The sequence below is a fragment of the Azohydromonas lata genome, assembly GCF_034427735.1.
Lineage (GTDB): Bacteria > Pseudomonadota > Gammaproteobacteria > Burkholderiales > Burkholderiaceae_C > Azohydromonas > Azohydromonas lata.
On the sequence record NZ_JAXOJX010000055.1, the window covers coordinates 19,342 to 45,944 of the forward strand.

Genomic DNA, 26,603 nt, shown 5'->3' on the forward strand with positions numbered 1-26,603 from the left:
TCACAGGCTGGAGGGGTTGGAGGACGGCGCGGCCGCGGCAGGTTCACCCGTGCGCCAGCCGCCGCCCAACGCGCGGTAGAGCTGCACCGCGTCCAGCGCGAGCTGGGTGCGGTGCTCGACGTGCGACAACTCCGCGGCGATGAGGCCGCGCTGCACGTCCAGCAGTTGCAGCAGGTCGATCTGGCCTTCGCGGCGCAGCGACTGGGCATGTGCGAGCGCGGCGCGGCGCTCGGCCAGCAGCGCGTCCAGCGCGGTGCCGCGTTCACGCTCCTGGGCCAGCGCCACCAGCGAGCTTTCGACTTCCTGCAGCGCCGCCAGCGTGGCGCGCTCGTAGGACAGCTCGGCCGCGCGCTCGCGCGAGGAGGCACGCTCCTGCGCCGCGCGCAGCCGCCCGGCGTTGAAGATCGGGGTTGTAAAGGCCAGCGCCACGCTGCTCAGGCGCACGGGCGCGAGGTCCAGGCCGTTGATGCGCAAGTCCTGCCGGCCCAACAAGGCGCTGAAGAAGAACTTGGGCAGCAGGTCGGCGCGCGCCTCGCGCAGCCGGGCGCCTTCGGCGGCGAGCTGCCGCTCGGCCGCGCGCAAATCCGGGCGGCGCGCCAGCAGCTCCACGGGCTGGCCCGGCGCCAGGGCCGGCGCGTCCGGCAGCGTGGCGGAAGCGGCGGCCTGCAGCAGCGGCAGCGGCTCGCCCGGGTTGCGGCCCAACAGCACGGCGATCTGCTGCTCGGTCACGGCCACCAGCGTGCGCAGCGGCGGCAGCTGCGCGGCCAGGGACTGCGTTTCGGCAGCGGCACGGGCCACGTCAAAACGGCTGGATAAACCCTCGGCGGCGCGGCTGCGGGTGAGGCGCTCGGTCTCGGCCTGGGCCTGCAGCAGCGACTGCAGCCGCTGCAGCCGCGCGCGGGCACCCTGCCAGACGAGGTACAGCCGCGCCGCCTCGCCCGCGGCCAGCAGCCGCGCGCCTTCGGCGCCTTCGGCGGCGGCTTGGGCGTCGAGCTCGGCGGCGTCCGCCGCGGCGCGGGCGGCGCCGAAAAGATCCACTTCCCAACCCAGGTCCAGCCCAGCCCTCAACGCGCGCACGTCGGGCTGGCCGCGCTTCACCTCGTCCGGCAACCCGCTGCGCTGGTCGGACGCGCTGGCGGTCAGGCCCACGGTGGGCGCCAGGCGCGACGCCGCCGCCGTGCTGCCTGCGCGCGCCTGCTGTACGCGCTCGGCGGCGATGCGCAGATCCAGGTTGGCGCGCTGCGCCTCGGCCACCAGCGCGGCGAGCGTCGCGTCGTTGAAGCGCTGCCACCAGTGCGCCTCGAAAGCGCCGGAGATCTCGCCGGCCTGGCCAAAGGCGGGCGTCAGCAGCGCGGCCGGCCCGGATTTCACCGGCCCTGGCGGCCCGCCCGCGCAGGCGGACAGCAGCAGCGCAGCGCCCAAGCCCACGGCGGCACGGCGCCAATGCAGTGCCGCACGGCCAGCGCGCAGCGCTGCCGGCGGCCACGCATGCAAACAGGAGCGCGACGGGCTTGGACCGGAAGCACCAGGCGGCGCGGCGGCAGACGAGGGTCGGAAATCCATGGCGGCCCCAAAGCGGGTTGACGGTGTCAACCATGATGCTTGAAACGCGTTGACACTGTCAACCTGGAAGGGACAATGGTGTTTCTGCCCGCGTATCGGCAGCCGTGACCTGGCGCGGCCGACGGGCGGACCCACGCTGCGAGAATCCGCACATGCCCAGCACCCGCTCTGAAGTTGAGGAATCCGTCGACCTGAAGGAGGCCTGTGTGCGCGCTGCGCGCGAGGTGATTGCCGAGCACGGCATCGAGCAGCTGAGCCTGCGCGAGGTCTCGCGCAAGTTGGGCGTGTCGCACCAGGCGCCGTACAAGCACTACCCCAGCCGCGACCACTTGCTGGCGGAGGTGATGCGCCGCTGCTTTCAGGATTTCACGCAAGCGCTGGACGCACGCGAGCGCCATGCGGACCCGGCAGCGGACCTGCAGTCGCTGGGTTACCAGTACCTGACCTACGCCGCAGCGCATCCGCTGGAGTACCGGCTGATGTTCGGCGGCCCCTGGCCGGAGGGCGTGGATCACACCGAGCTGGCGCGCGACGCGCTGCATGCCTTCGACGTGCTGCGCGACGTGCTGCGCCGCATCTACGGCGCGGGCGAAGCACAGCGCGCCGAGGTGGATAGGCATGCCATGTTCATTTGGGCCACGGTGCACGGCCTGGCGTCCATACGCGAGGCCTGCGCCATGGAGCACCTGCAACTGGCCCCGGGCGTGGACTGCCCGCAGGTGGCCGGGCACGCGCTGCAGATGATCGAACGCGCGCTGCGCGGCAGCGGCAGCTGATCAAGCCGGCACCCTGTGCCCGGTTGCCAGCACAACCGGCAGCCCCGCACAGGCCCAAAGCGTGAATTTGTCGCGCCCGCGACCATATGCCGGGGCTTCAAGGACAGATGATCTGGGCCGGCCAATGAGAAAAGCCCCGCAGACCGAAGTCTGCGGGGCTTTCTTTTTGGTGGGCAGTGCAGGGTTCGAACCTGCGACCCCTGCCGTGTGAAGGCAGTGCTCTACCGCTGAGCTAACTGCCCGGAATCTGGAGTGTTCCAAATCCGGAAAGCTGCGTCCACCTTGGTGCCCAGGAGAGGACTCGAACCTCCACGGAGTTACCCGCTAGTACCTGAAACTAGTGCGTCTACCAATTCCGCCACCTGGGCAGGTGTCGAAGAAGCGAGATTGTAGCAGGGGTTTTTTGGTGGCCGCAAGAGGCTGGCAAAAATTTTTCTGCTGCCGCGCCGCTTTCGTTTCCAACGCAACCTCGCCTGGCTCAGGTCATGAGCTTGGCTCAGCGCCGGGATGCGGCCTGCGGCGCATGCTGCTCGTGCCAGTCCATCACGGCCTGGAGCAGGTCCGCGTCGGCCTCGGCCTGCGCAGCGGTGGCGGACTCGGCTTCGGCCTGCACGGCCCGGTTGTGCGGCATGGGCGTGGATGCGGTGGCTGGCATGGCGCGCGCCGCGGCGGTGGCGGTCTGGGGGTCGCGCTTTGAAGCGGGCGCCGCGTGCGGAGCCGCATGTGGGGCAGCCGCCATTTTGGTGCGGGCCATGCGTGAAGGCGGCGCAAGTGCAAGGGGCACGGACACTGGCGGCGCGGCCTGTGGTGAGGCCGGCGAGGAGACGGGCCCAGCCGGCGCCGGAACCATGCGCTCGATGCGTGCGGCCGCCGGTGCCGGCATGAAGGCCGCGGGTGCCGCCGTGGCTGGCGTGTCCAACGCCCTTGCCTGCACGGCCGGGGAGACGGACACGGGCGCTGCGGCATGGGCGGCCCGTGCGACTTCGGAGGACGACCAGTGCAGCATCAGCGCCACGCCCAGGCCTGCGAAGGCCAGTGCCGCAAGGCTGGCCAGGCAGGATTGCAGGCTGCCCACGGCGGTTGCGTCCGCATGCATGGGCAGATCCTGGTGCAGCGCGGCCAGCAGCGGCACGGGCTCCCACAGGCCGGGCCGCGGCGCGGCGCCGGCTTGCGGCATCAGGCTGGGCCGCCACGCGGCCTGCGGCGCTGCGCTGGTGTGTCGTGAGTCCATGTGCCCATGCCCTCCCCTGGCGGTCCTGGTTGATGGGACCCAGTCTGGTCAGGGACTCCGCAGCGCCGCTTCGCGCTTCTCCCAATACCCCCTCATTCGCGGGAACCGCGGGGCACTCCTCTGGCGTTTGACAGCCCATTTATGAACTATTTACACAAATTTACTTTACAGATGGCCCGATAGCAGCTTAAGCGGGCCAACAACCTTGGACGCGCTCATGCTGCTGGGAGTCTTGTTCTACCTGCTGCTGGCTGCCTCGCTGACGGCACTGCTGCTCGCACCCGTGCGCGATTGGGCTCAGGCCAGCACGCGGCGCTGGTGGCAAAGCGGCCGCCGCGCCGCGGCGGCCTGGACGCTGAGCACCCAGGCCCTGGCCCGCCACACCTGCCGCGGGGCGCGGCATCTGGTTGCCGGCTCAACCGGCATGCTGCGCCGCCGGGCGCTGCCGCTGGCCGCAGCCTTGGCCCTGCTGATGCTCCTGCCCCTGCTCGCATGGAGCCTGCGCGGGCTGCAGCGCCTGGACGGCCTGGACGGCGCCGAGCGCGCTGTGGACCAGCGCGTGGCCGCGCTGCTGCAAGGCGAGGAACTGGTGGCTCCACCGCCGCTGCCGCCTGCGCTGTTCATGACTGCGGAAGTGCAGCAATGGCTGCCCATGGCGCAACTGGCCAGCCGCCAATGGGAGCTGCTGGACGCCGCCTTCAGACAACGGCTGCTGCTGGCCTTCCGGCTCGTTCGCGAGCGCCACGGCTACGACATGGTGCTGCTGGAGGGCTGGCGCAGCCCGCAGCGTCAGGCCGCGCTGGCGGCGCTGGGCCCCTCGGTGACGCGCGCCGGCCCAAACCAGAGCCTGCACCAGTTCGGCCTGGCCGCCGACTGCGCCTTCCTGCGCGACGGCAAGGTCGTCATCTCCGAGCGCGACCCTTGGGCCATGCAGGGCTACCGGGCCTATGGCGAGGTCGCGCGCTCGCTGGGCCTGACCTGGGGCGGCGACTGGCGCTCGCTCCGGGACTACGGCCACGTCGAGTGGCGGCGCGACGCCACGCGCTGACTGCCAGCCATGGACTCCATCCTTTCACCCACTTCGGAGCTCTAGCCATGAAGCGCCTCCTGCAGTTGCTCCTGAGCGCCCGCACCCTGGCCCTGCTGGGCCTGCTGCTGTTGGGCGCGTTCGTATGGTTCAGCGCCTGGCCCATGCTGCTGCGGCTGGCCGTGGCCGCGGGCCTGCTGTCCCTGGCCCTGCTTTACTGGCTGGTGCGGCACACCTGGCGGCGCTGGCATGGCCGGCGGGCGGCCGCCGGCCTGGAGCAGGCCCTGGAAGGCAGCATGGCCAGCGCCGCGGGCACCGGCGCCGATCAGCGCGAGGTGGAGGAAGGCGAGTTGCGATCGCAACTCCGAGAAGCCATTCGCACCCTGAAAAGCTCCCGCCTGGGCCGCCGCAGCGGCCAGGCCGCGCTGTACGAGCTGCCCTGGCTCATGCTCATAGGCGCCTCCTCCACGGGCAAGAGCACCGCCGTCGTCCAGTCCGGCCTGACCTTCCCCTTCCCGCACGGCAAGGACAACGTCCTCCATGGCATAGGCGGCACGCGCCACTGCGACTGGTTCTTCACCAGCGAAGGCATCCTGCTCGACACGGCCGGCCGCTACGCGGTCGAGGCCGAGCACCGCGAGGCCTGGATGAGCTTTCTGCGCCTGCTCAAGCGGCACAGGCCCAAGGCGCCCATCAACGGCATCCTCGTGACGGCCAGCGTGGCGCAGTTGCGCGACGCGCCGGCACAGGACGTCATCACCCTCGCCCGCGACCTGCGCGCCCGCGTGCAGGAGCTCACCGATGCGCTGGAGGTCAGCGCGCCGGTGTACGTGCTCTTCACCAAGGCCGACCTCATCAGCGGCTTCACCGGCTTCTTCGCCGGCCACGACGCGCAGGATCGCGAACAGGTGTGGGGCGCCACGCTGCCCTACGAGCGCAAGCCCGCCGCCGACGCCGTGACGCTGTTCGACCAGCACTTTGCCGAGTTGCGCGAAGGGCTCAAGGAAACCGCGCTGGCGCACATGACGCTGCACCGTGGCCAGCCGCTGCCGCCCTCGGTGCTGGCCTTCCCGCTGGAGTTTGCCGCGCTGCAGCCGGCGCTGCGCAGCTTCGTCGCCACGCTGTTCGACGAGAACGTCTATCAGGTGCGCCCGGTGTTCCGCGGCTTTTACTTCTGCAGCGCAGTGCAGCCTGGCGACGCGGCCGCGGCGCCCGCCGACGGGGTGGCGCAGCAGTTCGGCCTGTCGCCGGCCGCGGGCGAGGCCACGCCCGCGCAGGCCATGCAGCAGGGTTACTTCCTCAAGCGGCTGTTCTCTGATGTGATCTTTGCCGACCGCGACCTGGTGCGCCAGCGCGCCCACCCCACGCAGCGGCGGCTGCGCGCGGTGGGCTATGCGCTGGGGGTGCTCACGCTGTCCGTGGCGCTCGGAGGCTGGACCTGGTCTTACCTGGGCAACCGGCAGCTCGTGGCCGGCGTGCAGGCCGACCTGGAGAAGGCGCAGCGGCTGCAGGAGGGCCGTGCCGACCTGGCCTCGCGGCTGCAGGCGCTGGAGCTGCTGCAAGCCCGCGTCGACGAGCTGGCGGCCTGGCGCGCGCAGCGGCCCTGGACCGTCGGCCTGGGCCTGTACCAGGGCGAGGCGCTGGAGCGGCGGCTGCGCCGCGAGGTGTTCCAGGGCCTGCGCCGCGTGATGCTGGAGCCGGTGGCGCAAGCGCTGGAGGGCTACTTGGGCGAGGTCAACCTGCACGCCGCCGAGCTACGTCCAAGCGCCCGCGGCACCGATGCGCAGGCAACGGCTGCGGCCGCCACGCCGGTGCCGGCCGCAGCCGCTTCGCGCTACGCCCAGGCCTCGCCCACCGACGTGGAGGAGGCCTACAACGCGCTCAAGACCTACCTCATGCTGGCCGAGCGGCAGCGCATGGAGTCCGGCCACCTGGCCGACCAGGTCACCCGCTTCTGGCGCAGCTGGCTGGAGGACAACCGCGGCACGCTGCCGCGCGAGCAGCTCATGCGCAGCGCCGAGAGCCTGATCTCGTTTGCCATGGCGCACCTGCAGGACCCGCTGTTTCCCGTCATCGCCAACAACTTCGGCCTGGTGGACCGCACGCGCGAGAATCTGCGCCGCGTGGTGCGCGGCATGCCCGCCATCGAGCGCGTCTATGCCGACATGAAGGCCCGCGCCGCCACGCGCTACGCGCCCATCACGGTGGCGCGCATCGTGGGCGAGCAGGACAAGGCCCTGATCGCCGGCAGCCACGTGGTGGGTGGCGCCTTCACCCGCGAGGCCTGGCAGGGCCACGTCGAGGCCGCCATACGCGACGCGGCCCACAACGAGCTGCAAAGCAGCGACTGGGTGCTCAAGACCAGCACGCACGACGACCTCTCGCTGCAAGGCAGCCCGCAGCACATCCGCAAGACGCTGGTGGATCTCTACAAGGCCGAGTACGTGCGCGAGTGGCAGCGCTTCATGCAGGGTGTGGCGGTGGCGGACTTCGCCGGCTTCGAGGCCGCCGTGGCGTACATGAACCGCTTGGGCGACCCCACCGACTCGCCGCTGCGCAAGCTGCTGCTCACGCTGCACGAGCAGACGGCATGGGACAACCCGTCGCTGGCGGACGCTCATGCGGCGCGTGCGCGCGAGGGTATGGCGCAATGGCTGCGGCAGTCGCTGCAACAGCTCTCGCCGGCCCAAGTGGAGGTCAAGGCGGACACCGCGCCGTCCGAGCCGCTGCCCATGGGTGCCGTGGGCCGCGAGTTCGCCGCGCTGGAGCGGCTGCTGGCCGCGCGCGAGGGCGCCGCGCCGCTGCTGGAGGGCTACCTGCAAAGCCTGGGCCGCGTGCGCTCGCGGCTGAACACGATGAAGAACCAGGGCGACGCCGGCCCGGCCGCGCGGCAGCTCATGGCCGCGACCTTCGAGGGCGGCGCCTCCGAGCTGGCCGAGGCACTGCGCATCGTGGACGAACAGTTGCTCGCCGGCGCCAGCGACGGCGTCAAGGCCGCGCTGCGGCCGCTGCTGGTGCGTCCGCTCATGAGCTCCTTTGCCGCGCTGGTGCCGGCAGCCGAGGCCGAGCTCAACCGGCAATGGACGGCGCAGGTGCTGCAGCCCTTCCAGCTCACGCTGGCGGGCAAGTACCCGTTCGATCCGGCCTCGCGCGTGGAGGCCGCGCCCGTGGAGATCGCGCGCGTGTTCGGTCCAAGCGGCGCGGTGGCGCGCTTTGCCACCGAGGCGCTGGGCCCGCTGGTGACGCGCCGCGGCGACGAGGTGGCCGCGCGCCAGTGGGCGCAACTGGGCCTGCGGCTGCGGCCGGCCTTCGCCCAGGGCCTGCCCGGCTGGGTGGCGCCGCTGGACGGCGCGGCATCGCCTTCAGCCGGCACGGCGCAGGTGAGCTTTCAACTGCGGCCCACGGGCGCACCGGGCTTCGTGGAGTACACGGTGGACATTGACGGCCAGGTGCTGCACTACCGCAATGGCGAAGCGAGCTGGAGCAGCTTCGTCTGGCCCCGGCCCGGCGCCACGCCGGGCGTGCGCATCAGCGGCATTGCGCTGGACGGGCAGGCCGTGGAGGTGTTCAACGCACCCGGAGCCTACGGTTTCGAGCGCCTGATAGACGCCGCGCAAGTCACCAAGCTGGCCGACGGCCTGCGCGAGCTCACGCTCGGCCAGGGCCCTCTCGCCGTCACGCTCCACTATCGGGCCATCTCCACCCCCGGCCCGATGGCCGGCGGCGCGGCGCCGGCAGGCGGTGCTGGCTTGCGCGGACTGTCGCTGCCCGGGCTGGTAGCCGGCGAGGACGCGGCCCAAGTGGCGCTGGCCACCACTGCACCCGCCACCACTGCCACCGCCACGGGAGCGGCGCGGTGAGCGGCACGGCGGCCCTGTCCTGGTTCGGCAAGCTGCGCTCCAGAGGCGATTTCGTGTGCAGCACGCGGCAAGGAGCGCTCACCCGGCTGCTGGACCAGTGGCTCAGCCGCGCCCTGGCCGATCTGGCGCAGGACCCGCGCTGGAAGCAGCTCTACGACAACGCGCTTTGTGCCCATTTCGCCGTGCTGGGCGTGCGCAGCCGCGTTGCGCTGGCCGGCCACCTGCGCCCAAGTGCCGATGCGGCAGGCCGGCGCTTTCCCTTCGTGGCCACGGCGTCGTTCGAAATCGGAGCGCCCATGGCCTTCATCGCCCAAGCGCCGCTGGTGCTTGGACCGGCCTGGCTGCAATTGCAGGACCTCGCCGCGCGCGCCTGCGCCGACGACGACGCGGCCAGCGTGCTGGCCGGCGCCCGCCAAGTGCGCCTGGACATCGCCCCGCAAGCCGACGCCTGGGCTCGCGAGGACGGCGACTTCGTGTCGCGGCAGACCTTGGGTGAGCTGCAGGCGCTGCTGGAGCACAGCCACCCCGGCGTGGACCTGCGCCGCGTGCTGCTGGCCCTTGGGCTGCTGCTGCAGCCCGTGCCGGACAGCGGGCTGTCGCGGCTGGACACGGGGCTGCGGCTGCCGCTGCCGGGCCGGCCGCACCAGGCCGCGGCCATGGCCGCGCTGTGGCTGCGGCTGATCGCCCGCTTCCTGGCGCGCGGCGACTTCGAGCTGATGCTGCTGCTGCCCTGTGCGGGGGCACCGGCTGAACCCACGCTGCTGGTGGGCTTCGCCGGCGCGTCGCCGGCCATGCTGCAGGCCCTGTTCACGCCCGCGTCCGCAAAGGACGCCTTCATCACGCTGCACGCACCGTGCTGGGTGGACGGCCACGTGGTGCAGGACGCCGCGCTGCGCCGGCTCGACGCCCATCTGCGCCAGCCCACGCTGCCGCTGCGCGAGGCGGCGGACCTTTTCAGCACCGCCTTTCTGAAGGAGTGACGCCATGCGCTCGTTGACTGCTCGGTTGCACTGCCCTGCCCTGCCCGCGGGGGCCCGGGCCGCGCTGCTGCTCGTCCTGGCGGCCCAGCCGCTGCCGCAGGCGCGGGCGCAGAACCCGCCGCAGCCGCAAGTTCAGACCCAGACCCAGACCCAGACGCAGGTCCAGGCGGCAGCCGGCGCGCAGGGGCCGGTGGTGGTGTCCGGCGCGGTGCCGGACGAGGCCACGCGCGCGGCCATCCTCACGCGGGTACGGGAGATCTACGGCGCCGCCCGCGTCGTGGACCAGCTCGGCATAGACCAGCTGACGGCTCCACCCAATTGGGCCGCGCAGGTGCAGCGCGCGCTGGCGTCGGACCTGCGGCAAGTTACGCAGGGGCAGTTGCGCATCAGCGGCAACGTGGTCGAAATCAGCGGCCGCGTCCCCGGCGAAACGGTGCGCCAGCAAGTGCTGGAGCAGCTCGCCGCACGCCTGAACAACCCCACCTACACCGTGCGCGACGGCCTGAACGTGGCCGCGCCCACGCAGCAGATGCTGGATGCGGCGGTGGCGCGGCGTACCATCGCCTTCGAACCCGGCAACGCCACGCTCACGCCCGCGGGCACGCAGGTGCTCGACGAGTTGCTGCCGCTGCTGCGCCAGCTCGCCGGCCGGCGCTTCGAGGTGGTGGGCCATACCGACGACCGCGGCCCCCGCATGGCCAACCTGCAGCTCTCGGCCGCGCGCGCCGAGGCCGTCAAGGCCTACCTGGTGAACAAGGGCATCGCGCCCGCGGACATCCAGACCGCCGGCGCCGGGCCGGACCAGCCGGTGGCCGACAACCTCAGCCCCGAAGGGCGGGCCCGCAACCGGCGCATCGAATTCCGGGTATTGGCCTGAAGCCGCTCTGAAGAAGGCTTGAAGCGGGCCGGATGCGGCGGCCCGCGCCGCGCCTCAGCCGCGCAGCTCACGCGGCCCGACGCCCAGCAACTCTTCGAAGGACGCCAGTGCCATGCCGTCCTTCACCACGGCGCGCAGCCATTCGTGCAGCGGCATCTCGCCCCAGCGCGCCGCCTTGTCGGCCAGGTAAGCCACGGGGCTGTGCGGCTCGGCGTGGCGGAAGTAGTCGGCCACCAGCCGCAACTGCTGCAGCGCCTGCGCCCGCGACTGGATAGGCCCGCCGGCCAGGCGCGGCGCCGGCGGCGCCGATGCCTCGGCCACGGCGGCCGGCGCCATGACGGCCGCCCCGTCCGGCCGCGCCTCGGCCACGCCGGCCTCGCGCCCAATGCGCGTCCAGCCCTCGGCCACCTGCTCCAGCGCGTTGCGTGCCGCGGCGAAGGACGGCCCGTCCTGCGGCAACTGCACATCCACCGCGGCCTGCAATTGCAGCAAGGCGGCTTGGGCGGACGCGATGGCTTGTTGTTGGGCGCCGAAAGCGGTGTGGCCCCCGGCGGCCACGGCGCGCAGCGTGGCGTCCAGCGTAGGGGGCGGCTCCTGCGCGTCCACGGCCCTTGCCTCGCCGTCGGGGCAGGACGCGTCGTCCGCGGCCGCCTTGCGCCGGCGCGCGGCCTGCACGTCGACCAGGCCCATGGGCTGCGCGTCCACGGCCACCAGCGGCAGGCTGCGGCTGAGCTCCACCACGCGCACGGTCAGCCAGGCCAAGCAACCGGCGCGCTGTTCCTGGTCGCCGTCCTCGGCCAATGGGTGCAGCGTGCGCCAGTGCCGCTCCACCAGCGCGGCGGTCAGCCGTAAGCCTTCGGCCAGGCCCTCGAAGCCGCGCAGGCGTGCCCAGGCGTCGGTGAGCCAGCCGGCAAACGTCAAATCCTTGGAGCGGGTGCGCAGCAGCGTCTCGCAGCCGCGCGCAACGCCGGCCCAATCGGCGGATTTCAGCGGCGCGACCCACTCGCCCTGCGCCAGGGACGGGTCGTCCTCGCGGCGCATCTCGCGCAGGGCGTCCACTTCCGGCGAAAACGAAAGATCGTCGCCGCAGGGCTGCTCGGCGGATAGGGGCTGCAGGAAAAGTTCAAGGTCCATGGCGGCTGACGGGGGTGGACGCTGAGTTCACGGGAGCTGTTGCAAAGCCCGCCCCCGTGGCCTGGAACTGCAGGCTTCACCGTAGCCGCATCCGCGGGCAGCGCACAGGGCGCTTCGTCCCTCCGTGAAAGCCCTGCCGCCCGCGGCTCAGGCGCGCAGCATGCGGTTGAACAGCGCCAACGTGCGGCTCCAGGCTTGGCGTACCGCGGCCTCGTCGAAGCGCGGCGTGGTGTTGTTGTGAAAGCCGTGTTGCGTGCCGGCGAATTTGAAAGCCTCGAAGCGCACGCCCGCGGCCTGCAGCGCGGACTCGTAGGGCGGCCAGGTGGCATTGATGCGCTCGTCCTGGTCGGCAAAGACCAGCAGCAGTTGCGCCTTGACGTTCTTCACCTGGTCCAGCGCCGGCGCCGGCCCGTAGAAGGGCGCACCCGCGGCCAGCTCCGGCATGCGCGTGGCCAGCATGTTCACCGTGCCGCCGCCCCAGCAAAAACCCACCGCGCCCAGCCGGCCGTTGCCGCCGGCAAGTCCGCGTGCCCATTGCGCCGCGGCAACGAAGTCCTCGCGCGTCTTGGCCGCGTCGAGTTGGGCAAAGCGCTCGCGCGCCTTGTCCTCGTCGCCGGGGTAGCCGCCCAAGGGAAAGAGCGCGTCCGGCGCCACGGCGATGAAGTTTTCCAGCGCAAGGCGCCGCGCGACGTCCTCGATGTGCGGATTCAAGCCGCGGTTCTCGTGCACCACCAGCACCACCGGCAGCGCCGCAGCGGCCTGCGCCGGGCGTGCCACATAGGCTTTTGCCTTGCCGTAGCCGGCGGGCGAGGCGAATTCGGCCCACTCGGTGCGCAGCCGCGCGTCAGCTGGCGCGACCTTTTGCGCCCCGGCGAAATCCGGGCTCAGCGCGGCCAGCAGGCCCGCCGCGGTGGTGCCGGCAGCCAGGGCATGGCGCGCAGCGCGGTCCAGGAACATGCGGCGGTCCATGCCGCCATGCACGTACTGGTCGAAAAGGCGCAGCACCTCGGGGTGGAAGTCGGCTGCCGTCGGCCGGCGGCGCCCGTTCTGGTCATCGGACATGGATGGCTTCCCGTAAAACGACAAGGAGGCCGCGTTGTACCCGCGCCAGGACCACGTCGGCAGGCGGCGGCTACAAACGCCCCTCCTGCGTCCACACCGGCGCCAACCACTTGGAGAAATAGACCAGGGCCGAAGTGCCCAACCGTGCCGCCGGGTTGAGCTGGCGCGCCTTCTGGAAATCGCGCCAGATGCGCACCTCCGGCAGCCGGCCGTAGTCGGGGCTGACGGCCAGCGCCGCTTGCGGGCCGACCCGCTCGGCCTCGTAGCGGGCATACCAGTGCTGCTTGTCGGGCTCCGGCAAAACCAGGAAAAGATCCCGTGCCGCCATCCACAGCTCGGCCACCTGCGGCACCACAGCTGCGCGCGGGACGGCGCTGTATGCAGGCGGCGCGGGGGGTTCGGCCACGGCGGGGGGAGGCTCTTGCACGGCTGGCGCTGGAAAACCCCCAAGCGCTTCGGGAGCGGCAGGTGTGGCGGGCGCTGCAGCCGCTGTCGGTGCCTTGCGCGCGCTCGCCTTGCCGCCCTGCTCCGCCGGGGCTGCGACAGGCTTGGACTCGGCATCGGGCACGTCGGGAAAGGCCCCGCTGAAGGCGCCGCTCTCCAGCCCCTGCGTCACCACCGTCTGCAAGTAGGCCGCGATGCTCTTGACCTCGCCGAGCTGGGCGCTCTTTTGCAGGCGGCGCTCCACGGTCTCCACGGCCTTGGCGCGGTCCTGTGGCTCCAGGCGCTGCAGCAGCCGCGTGGCTTCGGCGTCCGGCACGCCCCATTGCGCCAGCCGCTCCAGGGCCGACGGCTCGACGCCCTCGGCCTCGCCCAGCGCCTTGCGCTTGGCCTTGACGACGAACTGCAAGTCCGTGGTGAAGCGCCCCGCCTTGGCGACGTGGTAGTCGATGCTGAACTTGTCCTGTTCCTTGTTGACCTCGCGCACGGCCGGGTCGAGCACGTCGCGCTTGAAGTATTTCCACTCCGGCGCCTTGCCCTTGCCCCCAGCGTCGCGGCCGCGGCTGGTGAGGATGTGGTGCCACTCCGTCCAGTGCAGCCGCGCCGACAGGCCGTTTGGGCTGGAGAGGTAGCGCTCGCCGATCTCGTACAGCACCAGCCCACCCACCGTGCGAAAGCGCCGCTGGATTTCCAGTGAGATCAGCGAATAGACCTCGGGCTTCAAGATGTAGGGCCGCACCGCCGGATGGAAGTCGAACACCAGCGTGGGTCCCTCGCCGGGCTTCTTGCGTATGGAGGCGTAGCTCAGCAGCGTGGCGCTTTCCCAGCGGTAGGACTCGCGGTTGAAATTGCGCGGGCTGTCGCCCCAGTTCACGGCGATGGTCTGCAGCTCGGTAAGCGTGGTGGCCAGCACTTCCATGTTCTTGCTGTCGAAGCCGCTGAGCTTTTTCAGCAGGGCCACCGGCATCTCGTACATGTTGTCGGCGTTTGGGCTTTGCGACTGCGCATGCTTGACCAGGCAGTTCCAGAAGCGCCGGCCCAACAGCGTGGCCTTGCCCTTAGTTACCCGCAGCGCGATGGATTCAACAGGCTTGACCACCATGGCGCCGCGGTTCACCGGCACTGGCACCGATGCCGACGGCATGACGGGGGCGGGACCGGTAGCCACTGGTTCCTTGACCGCAGCCTGGCGTCCCTGCCCCGAGCGCTTGAGAGGCAATTCGGATTGGGAAAGGACGGGCTTTTTCAAGAGGGCTCCACGAACGGGAGCCGGACTGTGCGCGAGAAGTGCGCTGTGGTCAACAGCGCTCACCTGAGCGCAGCGAAGAGGCCACAGAGTCCGATGGCATCAGGAAAATTTTATGAGCTCGGAGCGCGCGCTTGAAGACATTGAAATATCGGAATTGAGGTTTTGATATTTGCTGACTCGCCAAGTGCTTGTTTTTATTTGACTATTTCCTGTGCCAGGTGAGCGTTTATGGGACTTGGGGTGAGCTGCTTTGGGGCTTGGGGTGAGTGGATATGGGGGCCGCTCACGTTTGAGGTGAGCTGTCTTGGGCCGTGGGGTGAGTGGATATGTTCGCCGGAGTCGATGTGCCAGCCCGCTTGCTTCGAACAGGGCACGTCGTCCTGATCGGTTTGTTGACCACGCCGCAGTGTCAAGGGGTCACTACAAGGTTCGGTTGAGGTGAGCCGTTTTGGGCAAGCGCATGGCAGCGAGCGCCGGTTGAAGGTGAGCTTTCTTGGGGAAAGCAGGTGGCAACTCCGGGGCAATACGGCGAGCGTTGGAGTGAGCTTTTTTGGGCCGATCCTGTCGGGCCGGCCGGTGTCCAGAGGTGAGCCGTTTTGGGGACTGCGGCGAAACCCTCACGAACGGCTTCAGGTGAGCGGTTTTGGGGCTGCCTGGGTCAGCAAGGTGAGCTGTTTTGGGCAGCGTTTTGAAAAGCGGTATTTCGGTTCGACCCTTGTCGCACGGGATGGCCCGCCCGTTCTGCCCCAGGGAGCCGGGCTTGGGGTGAGCCCTTTTGGGGCTTGGTGGCCTTCCACGGGCGATTGTTGGTCCGGTATTCGATGGTCAATAACTCTTCAACCGTGGATTTGGTGAAAACACGAATTTGACGGTCAGTGTGTTGCTTGGCGATGCAAAGTGCGATCCGCAGGCATGAGCCTGGTTTACAGTGCAGCCCGTCGAATGAACGAGTAGGGGATACGCATGGAAGTGGCCAACGAACGGGCGGCGCAGGGCCGGACCAAGGACGCCGTGACAACGGCCAGCTCGGTGTCCATGGAGGACCTGCAGCAGTTGGGCGAGCGCGTCACGAACCTGAATGAGCGCATCAAACAGGTGATCTTCCGCCCGGAAGGCATGAAGGCGCCGCCGGTGTTCAACGCGGCGCAGGTGGCCGAGTTGTGCGGCCAGTCCTACGAGAAGTTCAAGCGCCTGCTGCAGCGCGCCGGCGAACGCGGCTTGCCCACAGGCGCTGGCAAGAAGGCCGTGTCCGAAGAAGGCGCCTCCGCCTCGCGCAACCGCATGTTCACGCTGGAAGACGCGCGCGCCTGGGTGCGGGCCGAAGGCTCCATGCACCACCGCGCCGAGGGGCAGCAGGGTGCCGTCATCACCGTGGGCAACTTCAAGGGTGGCGTGGGCAAGACGGTGCTGAGCATGTCGCTGGCGCAGGGCCTGTCGCTGCGCGGCTACAAGGTGCTATGCATCGACTACGACCCGCAGGGCTCGCTCACGTCGCTGTTCGGCCTCACGCCCACGGACTTCGACGCCGAGGAAACCGTGATGCCGCTGATGCTGCCTCGCGACCGCGAAGGCGCACGCTCCACGCTGCAGGAGTCCATCAAGGCCAGCTACTGGGACGGCATCGACCTGGTGCCGGGCAACTCCTCGCTGTTTGCCGGTGAGTTCTTCCTGCCCATACGCCAGCAGGCGGCACTGATGAAGAACTCGGCCGAGCCCAACTTCCTGTTCCTGGAGGTGCTGGAGAACGCCCTGCGCCTGGGCCCGCGTGACGAGTACGACTTCATCATCATCGACACGCCGCCGGCCCTGTCCTACCTGACCATGACCACCTACTGGGCCGCTGACGCCTTGCTGGTGCCGCTGCCGCCGGAAGGGCTGGACTTCACCAGCTCCGGCCAGTTCTTTTCCATGATGGCCGAGCTCGCCGGCACCGACCGCGGCCTGGCCAGCAAGGTGTATTCGTGGATTGGCGTGGTGCCCAGCAAGGTGGACAACACCAAGCTGCACACCAAGGAGATCCTCAAGTGGATGCAGGACGGCTTCGGCCGCCACCTGCTCAACCTCGAAATCCCCGAAACCGCCGCGGTGCGCGTGGGCGGCATGAGCCTCAACACGGTCTACGACATCTCCAAGTACGTGGGCAGCCGAAAGACGCTGCTGCGCGCGCGCGACGCCTACGACAAGGCGGTGGACCTGGTGGAGCACATGACGCGCAGCACCCTGTGGCGCAACGCCAACCCGGCCTGAAGGCAGGAGACCGCACATGGCATCCGGCAAGTCACTGCTGAGCGAGCTGACCTCGCAAATCCTTTCCACCCCGGCCGAGCCGGGCCCACGCCGCAACCGTTCTGTCTCCGCACCCATCGCGCTGCTGCGCGAAGTGGAGGAGCGCGCCGAGCGCGGCACCCCGCTGCAATTGCGCCTGGACCAGATCGACGAGGGCCCCTACCACGTCGGTGCGCTGGACGCGCTGCGCGTGGACGCGCTCACCGAGAACCTGCGCCACAACCCGCAAAGTTCGCCGGTGGTGGTGCGCAAGAAGGCCGATGGGCGCTACGAGCTCATCGCCGGCCGCCACCGCAAGGCCGCCTTCGCGCAACTGCAGCGCCAGGAGATCGCCGCCACCGTCATCGCCCTCACCGATGACGAGGCCGAGCGCCTGGTCTTTTTCGACAACCTGCTTGCTCCCGCGCTGAGCGACTACGAGAAGTACCTTGGTTTTGCCCAGCGCCAGAAGTCCCGCGACAGCTCCTATGCCGACCTCGCCAAGGAGTCCGGTTGGAGCAAGTCGCAGGTCGCGCGCTTCTTCTCCTTCGCCAAGCTGCCGGCTGAAGCCGTCGACCTGCTCAAGACGCGCCCTGCCGCGCTGGGCGCCAACGCAGCGGAAAAGCTGGTTGGTTTTGCAAAGCAGCATCCCGGGCAAGTCACTGAGGTGGTCAAGGCACTGGTGGAAGAGCGCACCACACAGGACGAGGCCATCAGGCAGCTTGGCGCGCTGGCCGCCAGTGCCGAGGTTGCGACGCAGGACAAGCCGTCCGCCGCATCGCGTGCCGCCGTGGTGGGCACGCAAAAACTGCGCGTCATGCACCAGGACCGCGTGTTTGCCATGGTCTCCGTGAAAGGTTCGCGCGTGGCCATCAAGCTCAGCGACGAGAGCGAGGCCGAAGGCGCCGTCAACGCCATCATGAATTACCTGCGCTTGCGTACCGAGTCGCAATAAGCGGCAGCCACTTCGCCACGAAGAGCCCCGGTTCCTTGGACCGGGGCTTTTTTATTTCCCCTATAGGTTCCGGTCTGTTCGGCACACCGTCCCTACTAGGGACGATTCGTCTCCAACGCCAAATATGCCGAACCCGCCTCTCGTCCCTACTAGGGACGAATGGTGTCGGCGGTGGCACGCGCTTCTGCGCCGCACTCGTGGTGGGCGCTGCCTGCTCGTCGTCCCTAGTAGGGACGGCGTCCAAGCCGCTGTTCAACGCTCAGATGCCATCGAGTGCGCGACCAAGGCTGTTCATCCCAGGTCATCGCTGACTCCACCGTGCTCGTCCTGGATAACGGCGCACACGTAGTCCCAGTACGGATGGTGTGGCGACATGCCCGGCGATCCTGCCCAGCCGTCAGGTCCAAGCCGCCCCGGCGCAAACCATTCGTCCACCACGGTGGCCTGCTGCTCCAGGTTGAGCGCGGCCCATGGCGGCGACAGTGACGGCGGTGGCCGGTAGAAGGCATCGCCGGCGTTTGGGCCGGCCAGCAGCCTGCGCCACACGCGAGGGTAGTAATGGCCATGGGCGATCTGCCAGGCGTGGGCCAACTCATGCACCAGCAATTTGCCCGGCGCGTGGTAAGTGCTGTTGCAGCAGCGTGTGGGCTGCGCAAATGCGCGTCCCCCCAGGTTCACCAGGATTTGCCTGCCCAGTCCCGGGCAAACGAAGCAAGTGCCGCCCAGCCCGCACAGGTCTGTGACGACGATGCGCCGCCCAAACGGAAAAGCCTTGCCGAAGACGGCCTGTGCCAGGGCCATTTCCTGCGGCTCCAGGTCGCGATGGCGAACCCACACCCGGCTGCCCAGTGCGCCCAGGGCGTAAGCGGGCAGCGCCCAAGCCGGAGAAAACGCCGCGGCTGCCCCCGTCGCCGCCAGTGCACCGGCCCACGGTGCCCAGCCCCGAAAAAGCAGGCGATGCAGCTTGGCGAGGGCATTGTGCAGAGCGCGCTTCGCGGTCCGCATGCAGGCGGCAAGACGACGCGGGGCCAGAAACGGGCAGGACATGAGAGACGGATGGGGTGCTCGCGACGCTGGATCATGCCGGGCGTGCGGCATGCCCACGCGGAATCCCAATGTGCCTTGGAACACGTTTTGCCGCTTCCCTGGGCCACCCACTCCGAGCAGCCAGCCATGTCCGCCACCTCATCCGCCTCCCCGCGCCACTCCATGCCCAGGGACAAGTTGAAATTCGTTTTGCTGGAGGGCATACATCGCGGTGCCGTCGAGCTGCTGAAGGATGACGGCTACACGCAGGTCGTCACGTCTCCCAAGGCACTCGCGGGCGATGAGCTGGTCGCCGCCATTGCCGATGCGCATTTCCTGGGCATTCGTTCGCGCACGCTGCTCACCGACGAGGTGCTGGCCCGGGCGCCCAAGCTCGCGGCCATCGGCGCCTTCTGCATAGGCACCAACCAGATCGACCTGCGCGCGGCGATGCGTCGCGGCATCCCGGTGTTCAATGCGCCGTTTTCCAACACGCGCAGCGTGGCCGAGCTGGTCATTGCCGAAGTGGTCATGCTCCTGCGGGGCATACCGCACAAGAACGCGGCGCTGCACCGCAACGAATGGCTCAAGAGCGCGGAGCGGTCCTTCGAGGTGCGGGGCAAGACGCTGGGCATCGTGGGCTACGGCCATATCGGCACGCAGGTCGGCGTGCTGGCCGAGCACTTGGGCATGCGCGTGGTGTTCCACGACATCGAGGCCAAACTGTCGCTGGGCAACGCGCGGCAGTTGGCCTCCCTCTCCGCCGTGCTGGCGGAAAGCGACGTCGTCACGCTGCACGTGCCGGAAACGCCGGCCACACAGTGGATGGTGGGGCAGGCGCAGATCGCGGCGATGAGGCCGGGAGCCCACCTCATCAATGCCTCGCGCGGCACGGTGGTGGACATCGAGGCGCTGGCCGCCGCGCTGGAGTCCGGCCACCTGCACGGCGCCGCGGTGGACGTCTTTCCGCAGGAGCCCAAGGGCAACGACACCTCTTTCCGCTCGCCGCTCACGCATTTCGACAACGTGCTGCTCACGCCGCACATCGGCGGCTCCACGGCCGAGGCGCAGGCCAGCATAGGCCTGGAAGTCGCCTCCAAGCTGCTGCGCTACAGCAACAACGGCTCCACGGCGACGGCGGTGAACTTCCCCGAGGTGACGCTGCCCGAGCACACCGGCCGCTGCCGGCTGCTGCACATCCACCGCAACGTCCCCGGCGTGATGGCTGCCGTCAACGAGCGCTTCTCGCTGGCGGGCATCAACATCGCCGCCCAGTACCTGCGCACCAACGACGAGGTGGGCTACGTCGTCATCGACGTGGAAGCCGACGCCAGCCAGGTGGCCCTGGAGCAGATGTGCAGCGTGGAAGGCACCATCCGCTGCCGCACGCTGTACTGACCGCTCGACACACGTCGCCACGCAGTCGCAAGCGACAAGGCGGGCGACTGCAAACGCCATCCATGCTGCCGCCGCAAGCCTGCAGCGGGCGAACTCTTGGAGCAGCGCGCTGGCTTGTTCTCGTAAGCCGTTGATGCGAAAACGAAAACGAGCGCCAAACGCTTGAATGCCAATTTCTATAAAAATTTTTGAATATCAGATTATTACGATTACCTGTTGCATATATCCAGTCTGAGCCTTGCAGGCGCGCCGGTCTTCGCAGCCGCTGCGCCGGTTTCGCGGCGGCCCGTCCGCGTCTGCATCCAGGACGCGGTGGTCAGCAAAGCGCAAGGAGCGCGCATGTATCGTTCAGGCCAAAGAGATTGCAGCGACGGCTGCGAGAACAGCGAAGTAGTTGAACGCCATGAAGTTGCGCTCGCACGTCATCGTGCTGGTACTGCTGACGATGCTGCCCATGCTTGCGCTCACGACGGGACTGATCTATTGGAACGCCCGCATCCAGCGCCAGTCCGTGGAGCGCGGCATGCAGCAGACCGTCGCGGCCATGGCCTATGCCCTGGACGAAGAGCTCCAGGTCACGATCGCGGCGCTGCAGGCCTTGACGGTGGACGCCGAGGAGGCCGGCCTCACCGCGCAGGCCTTGCAAGCCCGCGTGGAGGCCGTTTGCAGCCGGCATCCCGGCTGGGCGTCCGTGGTGCTGGCCAAGGACGACGGAAGCACCGTCATCCCGTTGTCGCGTTCGTCCGGGCCAGCCATAGCGGATGACGCATGGCGCAGCGCCGCCCACGCGCTGGACGGTGGCCGGCCCGCCGTGTCCGAGCCCTACGCCAGCAAGCTGCCGGGCACCGATGCGACGGCGATCCACGTGCCCGTGGGTGCACGCCATCCGGGCGCCTCGCTGGCCGCCGTGATCCCCGGTGCGCATTGGGTGCGCTTCCTCCAGGAGCGCCTGATTCCGGCGGGCTGGGTGGCCGGCATCATCGATGGCGAGGGCATCGTGATCGCCCGCTCGCGTGCCGCGGAGCGGTACGTCGGCAAGCCGGCCCCGGCGTGGGTGCGGGACGGCGCGCGCACTGCCGATTTCGGCCAGCTTGCGGGCCCGTCCTTCGAAGGCCAGCCCCTGTCGCTCGTGTTCCACCGCTCGGCGGTCAGCGGTTGGACCGTCGCGTTCGCGGCGCCTACCGAGGTGTTTGAGCAGCCCCTGCGCCAGTCGCTGCGGCTCACGCTGCTGTGCGGGCTGGGCTTCGTGACGGTGGCCGGCGTCCTGGCACTGCTGTACGCCCGGCGCATCGTTCGGCCCATCACGGAGCTGATGCGCTCGTCCTCGGCGTTGGGCCGGTTCGAGCGCCTGCCTGCGCTGCCGGACACGGCGGTGCAGGAGATCAACCATCTGTACCGGACGCTGGCCCAAGCCAGCGAGGACATGGCCGCCGCCGCCGTGGCGCGCTCGCGTGCGCAGGAGGGCGAGCGCCACGCCATGGAACTCGCCCAAGCGGCGGCGCGCCAGCACCGCCTGGAGCTCCATGCCCAGCAGTCCGAACACGCCAGCACGAGAAAGTCGCAGTTCCTGGCCACCATGAGCCACGAGATGCGCACGCCGCTGCATGCCATCCTGGGCACGGCGCAGATCCTGGAGCGCACGGTCCAGGACGGCAGCCAGTTGCAATTGGTCGGCTCGCTGCGCGTGGCGGGGCAGTCGCTTCTGGCGCAGATCAACGACGTGCTGGACCTGGCGCGCATCGAGTCCGGCAAGGTGGAGCTGGAGCTCGGCAGCTTCCTGCTGTCCAAGGTGCTGGGCGACGCCGTCGATGCCCTCATGCCCACGGCGCAGGAAAAGGGGCTGCAGCTCACCCTGGAGCCGCTGCCCGCGGGCTTGCTGCGGCCGTTGCGGGGCGATGCGCGGCGCCTGGGACAGGTCATCTACAACCTGGTGGGCAACGCCCTCAAGTTCACCGACCAGGGCCAGGTCTGCCTGGGTGTCCAGAGCCTTCGCGAAAACGAACGGCGCGTGGAGTTGCGCCTGTGGGTGCGCGATACCGGCATCGGCATCGCGGCAGACGAGACGGACAGGATCTTCGACGCTTTCGAGCAGGCCGACGGCGCTGCCGACCGCCGCCATGGCGGCACGGGCCTGGGCTTGGCGATCAGCCGGCAAATCATCCTGCTCATGGGCGGCGAGATCGGTGTGCACAGCCGGCAGGGCGAGGGCAGCGAGTTCTGGCTGCATCTGCCGTTCCAGCTCAGCGCCGAGCCCCTGCCCGCCACCGCGGCCCTGGCGCCGAAGGGGGCTCGCCTGGCAGGCCTGCACGTGCTGCTGGTGGACGACATGCCGGCCAACCTCGACATTGCACGGCACCTGTTGGCGTTCGAAGGCGCCTCTTGCGCCACCGCCAGCCATGGGCAGGAGGCGCTGCAGCGGCTGAGCGCCGCGCCGGCCGCGTTCGACGTGGTGCTCATGGATGTGCAGATGCCTGGGCTCGACGGGATAGAAGCCACGAGAAGGCTTCGCGCCGAACCGCTGGCGATCGACGTGCCGGTGATCGCGCTCACCGCGGGCGCGCTGCCGCCCCAGCGTGAACGCGCGCTGCAGGCCGGCATGAACGACTTCCTGGCCAAGCCCTTGGAGCTGGAGGACCTGGTGGCGTGCATCCTGCGCTGCACGGCGCAGCTGCTGCGGCCCAAGCTGGAGGTGGCACCCACGGTCGCGAGTGACGGCGGCGATTTCCCCGTCATCGCCGGCATTGACCGTGCGCAGGTCCAGGGCCGGTTCATGGGCGACCGGCGGCTGTTCCTGCGCATGCTGTGCACCTTGCGTGACGAATACGCCGATGCGCCGCGGCAATGGCGGGCCGACATCCATCAAGGCGACTTCGAGGCCGCCGCCGGGCGGGTCCACAGGCTGGTGGGCCTGGCCGGCAATCTCTCGGCGGCCCGCGTCGTCCACCAGGCCAAGCGGCTGGAGCTGGCGCTGCGGGAGCTACGCGTCGGCTCCCTGGTGGAGCTGCTCGACAACCTGGAGCAGGCCTTGGGCGAAGTCCTGGCGGCCATGCCGACGGACAGCGAGGACGACGCGCCGGCATCCGGGGCGCGTGGCGATCAGGCGGATCAGGTCGGCAGCCTGCCGATGGAGCGCATCCTGGCGCTGCTGGACGCGCTGCAGAGCAACGACATGGCGGCGCTGGAGCTTTTCAACGGGTTGCGCGCGCAACTGCAGGACAGGCACGGCCGCGACAAGGTGGGCCTGCTCGCCCAGGCCCTGGACGCACTGCGGTTCACAACTGCGTCGGCCCTGCTTCTCGACTGGTATCCCGACGCGCGCCGGCCCTCCTGAGGCCGCTGCCCTGGGGCCGCTGCCCTTCAGCAGCGCCTGGCCTTACCGGCCCAAGGAATAAAACTCCGCATTGGGCCGAATATTGGCCACATTGGCCAAGCGATTGGACATGCCGAAAAATCCGGCAATGGCAGTCATATCCCAAATGTCCTCTTCCACGAAGCCATGTATTTTCAGCGCTTCAAAGTCCGCCTCGCCAACCAAATGGGCAGCTTGGGAAACCTTGAGGGCAAAATCCAGCATGGTCTGTTGCCGCTCGGTAATGTCGGCTTTGCGGTAGTTGGCGGCGACCTGGTCCGCAATCAGCGGGTTTTTAGCCCGAATGCGCAATATGGCGCCATGGGCAATCACGCAATATTGGCACTGGTTGACGCTGCTGGTGGCCACGACAATCATTTCCCGCTCCGCCTTGGACAGGTTGCCGGGCTTTTCCATCAACGCGTCGTGGTAAGCGAAGAATGCGCGAAATTCTTCCGGCCTGTGGGCCAGCGCCAGGAAGACATTGGGAATGAACCCGGATTTTTCCTGCACGGCCAGAATCCGCTGCCGAATATCCTGCGGCAACTCATCAAGTGCCGGCACCGGAAAACGGCTCACTGCAGCCTGTTCGGGTGGTGTCATTGCTGTCTCCTTTGTCGTCCTGATAGGGATGGCCGCAATGATAAGGCGCCCATGCGCCTTGTGCGCTATCAGTCGATAGTCCGATTTTATTTGCACTCAGAAAATAGTTGATGTCCAACAAGCCAAGGATTGCAAGGGTACGGAGGTCTGGTGCCACTTGATTTTTATTGGAAATCTGCGCTTGGGTTTTCGAGGCTGGAGTGATTATTTTCAGTAGATAAGGCCGTTGCGCGCCAGGACGACAGTATGGGTGCATCCATACCGTTCGTTTTTATGCAAGCCTTTTTCGCCTTGACAATGAAAAGGCGGTGGTTTCGCGAATAAGCCTGCTTGGCCCGGCAACGGCCGGGGTTAATGCAGCCGTGCAGTACGCCGCCAAACAGGAGTTTTCCGTCTTGCCGATGACGCCTGCGCGGGCCGTTCAGGGCAGGGCGGCCGGCGCCGTGCCCGCCTCGCTGCGCCTGAGCACGGGCAGTTGCACGATGCGCTCGCCCTGCAGCGGCACCGCCTCGCGCACCGTCAACAGCGGCGGCTGTGGCGTGCAGCGCTCGGCGCACAGGGCCAGCAGGTGCTCGGGGGTGGGCCGCATCTGCCAGAAGCTCCAGCGCGCGGCGTCGTCGCCCAGGGTGGGGTCCACGCTCAAGCGCACCTCGCTCTCGCCGGGGAATGCAAAGCCGAACTGCTCCAGCGGCAGCGACAGCCCCAGGCCACGCGCCTTGATGTAGGACTCCTTGAGGGTCCAGTACGCGTAGAAGCGCTCCTGCAGCGCCCATTCCGGCATGCTGGCCAGGTCGGCCGCCTCCGGCGGCGAAAAGAAGCGCTGCGCAATGTCCAGCGATCCCCGCCGTGCGCTGACCTGCTCCACGTCCACGCCCAAGTTGCGGTGGCGCGACACGGCCAGGGCGATGAGGCCGCGGGTGTGGGAGACGTTGAAGTCCAGCCCCTGGCAGCCGTCGCCGGCTTGGGCAATGCGGGGGCGGCCCTGGGCGTTGGCGGCGAATTGCCAATCGGCCGGCGCCACGGGCGCATAGCGCGACAGCACGGTGCGCACCAGCGCGCGCGTGAGCAGGTAGCGCTTCTGGTCGTGCGGAAAGTGAAACCGGACCTCCTGCGCGCGCTCGGCCGTCGACAGCAGCGCACGCATCGGCGCCAGCAGCCGCTCGTCCGTGACCTGGTCGTCACGCACCAGCCAGAGGTGTATTTGGCCCGCGTCCATGGCCATCGTTGGGCTGCAATTCATTGCGGTCTCAAATGGATCGTAAAAAATACCTCAGCCCTGGGCCACGCACAGCAATTGGCGGGCTGAGATTCGGGTCTCATGCGGATAACCAAAGGCGCTGTTGACATACCGGACGCCGTCCAGCACGACATTCCGGTTGATATGGCTGTGCCCATACACGTGAATCTCGGCCTTGAAGCCGCGCAGCGCGGTTTCAATTCGCGTGCTGCCCAAAACCGGGTCCAGCATGCGGTGCTGCTTGGGCACGATGGCGGGAATCAGATCCAGCCGCGGCATGAAATGGGAAAACGTGATCACGCGGCTGCCCGCCGGCGGCTGCACCTGGGGGTTGAGGGCCTCGAAGTGGGCCGCCACGTCCGCGGGCTGCATGTGCGCCGGCCAGCGGCAGGCGCGAAAATCCGCCCAAGCCTGTTGCAGTTGCGGGTCCGGCTCGCCGAAGGAATAGTCATACCAGCCCAGCAGCGGCATGAAAAACCAGGGCCCCAACTGCTGCGGCTCCATGCCGGCACCGCAGGAGGCCACGGCCTCGCGGACGCGGGCGAATTTCAGCAGCGAGTCGCCGCCCTGCGCGTCACCCAGCACCCATAAATCATGGTTGCCCGGGACGAAGAACACCTGGCGAAAGCGCCGCGCCAGGGTGTCCAGGCATTCCAGCAGCAGGGCTGGCCGGTGGCTGACGTCGCCGGCCAGTATCAGCACGTCGTCCACATGATCGGTGCGCGACAATTGCCGTACCCATTGAAGGTTCGCGTCGTAATCGACGTGAATATCGGACAATGCAAAAACTCTCATTGCATGCAGGCCTGAACGCATTGGGCCGCGCTGGGCGCAGGGCCGGCAAAACTATAGACAGTCGCTTGCTGATTCATGGTGTTTTTCCATGGCAATTTCCAGGTGCGCACGCGGCAGGCGCCGTTTTTCCTATTTTAGGCGTTGAAGAATGCCTACGCGTGGGTCGCCGGTGCATTATGGCGTGAGCTTTTCGGCCTATGGACAGGCAATGGTTCTGCAATTGCCGGGCATACTATTTTGCTGTGGGCAAGCGCCCGCATGAACAAAGCTTTTGCATGGCCGACATGAATTCATCGACGAGACGGCGACCGCGCGGCCTGGCGCGGCGTGACCTGCTGCTGACGCTGGGCGTGGTGGCGCTGCTGCTGGGCGTGGCCGCGCCGCGGCTGCTGCAGCGCCAGCAGCACCCGGAAGCCTCCGTGGCGCGGGTGCAGCTCGAAGCGCTGAACAAGGCGCTGCAGTCCTACCGCATGGACGTGGGCCACTACCCCAGCGACGCCCAGGGCCTGCAGGCGCTGCTGCAGCGGCCCTCGGACGCGGACGGCGAACGCTGGCGCGGCCCCTACTACCCCGACGCCCAAGTGCTGGACCCCTGGGGCGCGCCCTTCGCCTACCGCTTCCAGGGCACGGTGGGCCGGGGCTATGAGCTCTACAGCCTGGGCCGCGACCGCGCACCGGGCGGGCAGGGCGAAGACGCCGACATAGGCCGCTGAGCGCGGGCGCGCTCCCGCCCGCGGCCCGGCCGGGCGCCGCTCAGGGCGCCGCGGGCGCGGCC

General features: G+C 68.8%; 19 protein-coding genes and 2 tRNA genes. 10 read left to right on the forward strand and 11 right to left on the reverse strand.

Going from position 1 to position 26,603, the window contains the following annotated elements:
* Window positions 1-1,428, reverse strand: a complete 1,428-nt coding sequence (locus SM757_RS25710; protein WP_322467581.1) for an efflux transporter outer membrane subunit — start codon at window positions 1,426-1,428, stop codon at window positions 1-3.
* A gap of 287 nt (window positions 1,429-1,715) precedes the next feature.
* Between SM757_RS25710 and SM757_RS25715 the strand changes: the two genes are divergently transcribed.
* A complete protein-coding gene (locus SM757_RS25715; protein ID WP_066342567.1) occupies window positions 1,716-2,339 on the forward strand; it encodes a TetR/AcrR family transcriptional regulator in 624 nt (207 codons plus the stop codon).
* Between the two features lie 167 nt (window positions 2,340-2,506).
* Here SM757_RS25715 and SM757_RS25720 read toward each other — a convergent pair.
* The 3 genes from SM757_RS25720 to SM757_RS25730 all read right to left on the reverse strand — a co-directional run bounded on the left by SM757_RS25720 (window position 2,507) and on the right by SM757_RS25730 (window position 3,570).
* Window positions 2,507-2,581 (reverse strand) — tRNA-Val (locus tag SM757_RS25720).
* Between the two features lie 41 nt (window positions 2,582-2,622).
* A tRNA-Leu gene (locus SM757_RS25725) sits at window positions 2,623-2,707 on the reverse strand.
* 128 nt (window positions 2,708-2,835) lie between these two features.
* Window positions 2,836-3,570 carry a hypothetical protein gene (locus SM757_RS25730; protein WP_322467582.1) on the reverse strand — a complete coding sequence of 245 codons (735 nt, stop codon included), beginning with the start codon at window positions 3,568-3,570 and terminating at the stop codon, window positions 2,836-2,838.
* A 217-nt stretch (window positions 3,571-3,787) separates the two neighbouring features.
* Between SM757_RS25730 and SM757_RS25735 the strand changes: the two genes are divergently transcribed.
* From SM757_RS25735 to SM757_RS25750, 4 genes are read left to right on the forward strand one after another with little or no spacing between them, the layout of a single operon-like run.
* The gene (locus tag SM757_RS25735) at window positions 3,788-4,618 is read left to right on the forward strand and encodes a M15 family metallopeptidase (protein ID WP_322467583.1); all 831 of its coding nucleotides are present in this window, start codon (window positions 3,788-3,790) and stop codon (window positions 4,616-4,618) included.
* 47 nt (window positions 4,619-4,665) lie between these two features.
* On the forward strand, window positions 4,666-8,457 hold the full coding sequence (tssM, locus tag SM757_RS25740; protein WP_322467584.1) for a type VI secretion system membrane subunit TssM: 3,792 nt from the start codon (window positions 4,666-4,668) through the stop codon (window positions 8,455-8,457).
* Window positions 8,454-9,437, forward strand: a complete 984-nt coding sequence (gene tagF / locus SM757_RS25745) for a type VI secretion system-associated protein TagF (RefSeq protein WP_322467585.1) — start codon at window positions 8,454-8,456, stop codon at window positions 9,435-9,437. The genes tssM and tagF overlap by 4 nt, the downstream gene beginning before the upstream one ends.
* 4 nt (window positions 9,438-9,441) lie before the next feature.
* Window positions 9,442-10,314 carry an OmpA family protein gene (locus SM757_RS25750; RefSeq protein WP_322467586.1) on the forward strand — a complete coding sequence of 291 codons (873 nt, stop codon included), beginning with the start codon at window positions 9,442-9,444 and terminating at the stop codon, window positions 10,312-10,314.
* Between the two features lie 54 nt (window positions 10,315-10,368).
* Here the strand turns inward: SM757_RS25750 and tssA are convergent, their stop codons facing one another.
* From tssA to SM757_RS25765, 3 genes are all read right to left on the reverse strand, one after another.
* Window positions 10,369-11,448: a type VI secretion system protein TssA gene (gene tssA / locus SM757_RS25755; protein ID WP_322467587.1), complete on the reverse strand. Its 1,080-nt coding sequence runs from the start codon at window positions 11,446-11,448 to the stop codon at window positions 10,369-10,371.
* Between the two features lie 147 nt (window positions 11,449-11,595).
* Window positions 11,596-12,510, reverse strand: a complete 915-nt coding sequence (locus tag SM757_RS25760) for a dienelactone hydrolase family protein (RefSeq protein ID WP_322467588.1) — start codon at window positions 12,508-12,510, stop codon at window positions 11,596-11,598.
* Between the two features lie 70 nt (window positions 12,511-12,580).
* Window positions 12,581-14,053, reverse strand: a complete 1,473-nt coding sequence (locus SM757_RS25765) for a replication initiation protein (protein WP_322467589.1) — start codon at window positions 14,051-14,053, stop codon at window positions 12,581-12,583.
* A gap of 1,110 nt (window positions 14,054-15,163) precedes the next feature.
* Between SM757_RS25765 and SM757_RS25770 the strand changes: the two genes are divergently transcribed.
* A complete protein-coding gene (locus tag SM757_RS25770) occupies window positions 15,164-16,447 on the forward strand; it encodes an AAA family ATPase (protein ID WP_322467590.1) in 1,284 nt (427 codons plus the stop codon).
* Between the two features lie 16 nt (window positions 16,448-16,463).
* A complete protein-coding gene (locus SM757_RS25775) occupies window positions 16,464-17,420 on the forward strand; it encodes a ParB/RepB/Spo0J family partition protein (RefSeq protein WP_322467591.1) in 957 nt (318 codons plus the stop codon).
* Between the two features lie 291 nt (window positions 17,421-17,711).
* Here the strand turns inward: SM757_RS25775 and SM757_RS25780 are convergent, their stop codons facing one another.
* Complete coding sequence (locus SM757_RS25780) at window positions 17,712-18,221, reverse strand: hypothetical protein (RefSeq protein WP_322467592.1); 510 nt, start codon at window positions 18,219-18,221, stop codon at window positions 17,712-17,714.
* A gap of 372 nt (window positions 18,222-18,593) precedes the next feature.
* Here SM757_RS25780 and serA point away from each other — a divergent pair, with 372 nt between their 5' ends.
* Both serA and SM757_RS25790 read left to right on the forward strand, forming a co-directional pair.
* On the forward strand, window positions 18,594-19,844 hold the full coding sequence (gene serA, locus SM757_RS25785) for a phosphoglycerate dehydrogenase (RefSeq protein WP_322467593.1): 1,251 nt from the start codon (window positions 18,594-18,596) through the stop codon (window positions 19,842-19,844).
* 403 nt (window positions 19,845-20,247) lie between these two features.
* Entirely contained in the window at window positions 20,248-23,175 is a 2,928-nt protein-coding gene (locus SM757_RS25790; protein ID WP_322467594.1) for an ATP-binding protein, read from the forward strand.
* A 42-nt stretch (window positions 23,176-23,217) separates the two neighbouring features.
* On the opposite strand, the gene SM757_RS25795 is transcribed toward SM757_RS25790, so the two are convergent.
* The 3 genes from SM757_RS25795 to SM757_RS25805 form a co-directional block, all read right to left on the reverse strand.
* A complete protein-coding gene (locus SM757_RS25795) occupies window positions 23,218-23,796 on the reverse strand; it encodes a peroxidase-related enzyme (RefSeq protein WP_322467595.1) in 579 nt (192 codons plus the stop codon).
* A gap of 421 nt (window positions 23,797-24,217) precedes the next feature.
* Window positions 24,218-25,036, reverse strand: a complete 819-nt coding sequence (locus SM757_RS25800) for a 4'-phosphopantetheinyl transferase family protein (protein WP_322467596.1) — start codon at window positions 25,034-25,036, stop codon at window positions 24,218-24,220.
* Between the two features lie 30 nt (window positions 25,037-25,066).
* On the reverse strand, window positions 25,067-25,849 hold the full coding sequence (locus tag SM757_RS25805; RefSeq protein ID WP_322467597.1) for a metallophosphoesterase: 783 nt from the start codon (window positions 25,847-25,849) through the stop codon (window positions 25,067-25,069).
* 263 nt (window positions 25,850-26,112) lie between these two features.
* On the opposite strand from SM757_RS25805, the gene gspG reads away from it, so the two are divergent.
* On the forward strand, window positions 26,113-26,541 hold the full coding sequence (gene gspG, locus SM757_RS25810) for a type II secretion system major pseudopilin GspG (protein WP_322467598.1): 429 nt from the start codon (window positions 26,113-26,115) through the stop codon (window positions 26,539-26,541).
* Window positions 26,542-26,603 lie beyond the last annotated feature (62 nt).

Excerpts from the sequence above, each read along its gene's own strand:
- SM757_RS25795 (WP_322467595.1), bottom strand. The coding sequence starts at position 23,796 with ATGACACCACCCGAACAGGCTGCAGTGAGCCGTTTTCCGGTGCCGGCA.
- SM757_RS25765 (WP_322467589.1), bottom strand. The coding sequence starts at position 14,053 with ATGGTGGTCAAGCCTGTTGAATCCATCGCGCTGCGGGTAACTAAGGGC.
- SM757_RS25770 (WP_322467590.1), top strand. The coding sequence starts at position 15,164 with ATGGAAGTGGCCAACGAACGGGCGGCGCAGGGCCGGACCAAGGACGCC.
- SM757_RS25730 (WP_322467582.1), bottom strand. The coding sequence starts at position 3,570 with ATGGACTCACGACACACCAGCGCAGCGCCGCAGGCCGCGTGGCGGCCC.
- serA (WP_322467593.1), top strand. The coding sequence starts at position 18,594 with ATGTCCGCCACCTCATCCGCCTCCCCGCGCCACTCCATGCCCAGGGAC.
- SM757_RS25805 (WP_322467597.1), bottom strand. The coding sequence starts at position 25,849 with ATGCGTTCAGGCCTGCATGCAATGAGAGTTTTTGCATTGTCCGATATT.
- SM757_RS25780 (WP_322467592.1), bottom strand. The coding sequence starts at position 18,221 with ATGGCCCTGGCACAGGCCGTCTTCGGCAAGGCTTTTCCGTTTGGGCGG.
- SM757_RS25715 (WP_066342567.1), top strand. The coding sequence starts at position 1,716 with ATGCCCAGCACCCGCTCTGAAGTTGAGGAATCCGTCGACCTGAAGGAG.
- SM757_RS25750 (WP_322467586.1), top strand. The coding sequence starts at position 9,442 with ATGCGCTCGTTGACTGCTCGGTTGCACTGCCCTGCCCTGCCCGCGGGG.
- tssA (WP_322467587.1), bottom strand. The coding sequence starts at position 11,448 with ATGGACCTTGAACTTTTCCTGCAGCCCCTATCCGCCGAGCAGCCCTGC.
- SM757_RS25760 (WP_322467588.1), bottom strand. The coding sequence starts at position 12,510 with ATGTCCGATGACCAGAACGGGCGCCGCCGGCCGACGGCAGCCGACTTC.
- SM757_RS25790 (WP_322467594.1), top strand. The coding sequence starts at position 20,248 with ATGAAGTTGCGCTCGCACGTCATCGTGCTGGTACTGCTGACGATGCTG.
- tssM (WP_322467584.1), top strand. The coding sequence starts at position 4,666 with ATGAAGCGCCTCCTGCAGTTGCTCCTGAGCGCCCGCACCCTGGCCCTG.
- SM757_RS25800 (WP_322467596.1), bottom strand. The coding sequence starts at position 25,036 with ATGAATTGCAGCCCAACGATGGCCATGGACGCGGGCCAAATACACCTC.
- SM757_RS25775 (WP_322467591.1), top strand. The coding sequence starts at position 16,464 with ATGGCATCCGGCAAGTCACTGCTGAGCGAGCTGACCTCGCAAATCCTT.
- SM757_RS25735 (WP_322467583.1), top strand. The coding sequence starts at position 3,788 with ATGCTGCTGGGAGTCTTGTTCTACCTGCTGCTGGCTGCCTCGCTGACG.
- gspG (WP_322467598.1), top strand. The coding sequence starts at position 26,113 with ATGAATTCATCGACGAGACGGCGACCGCGCGGCCTGGCGCGGCGTGAC.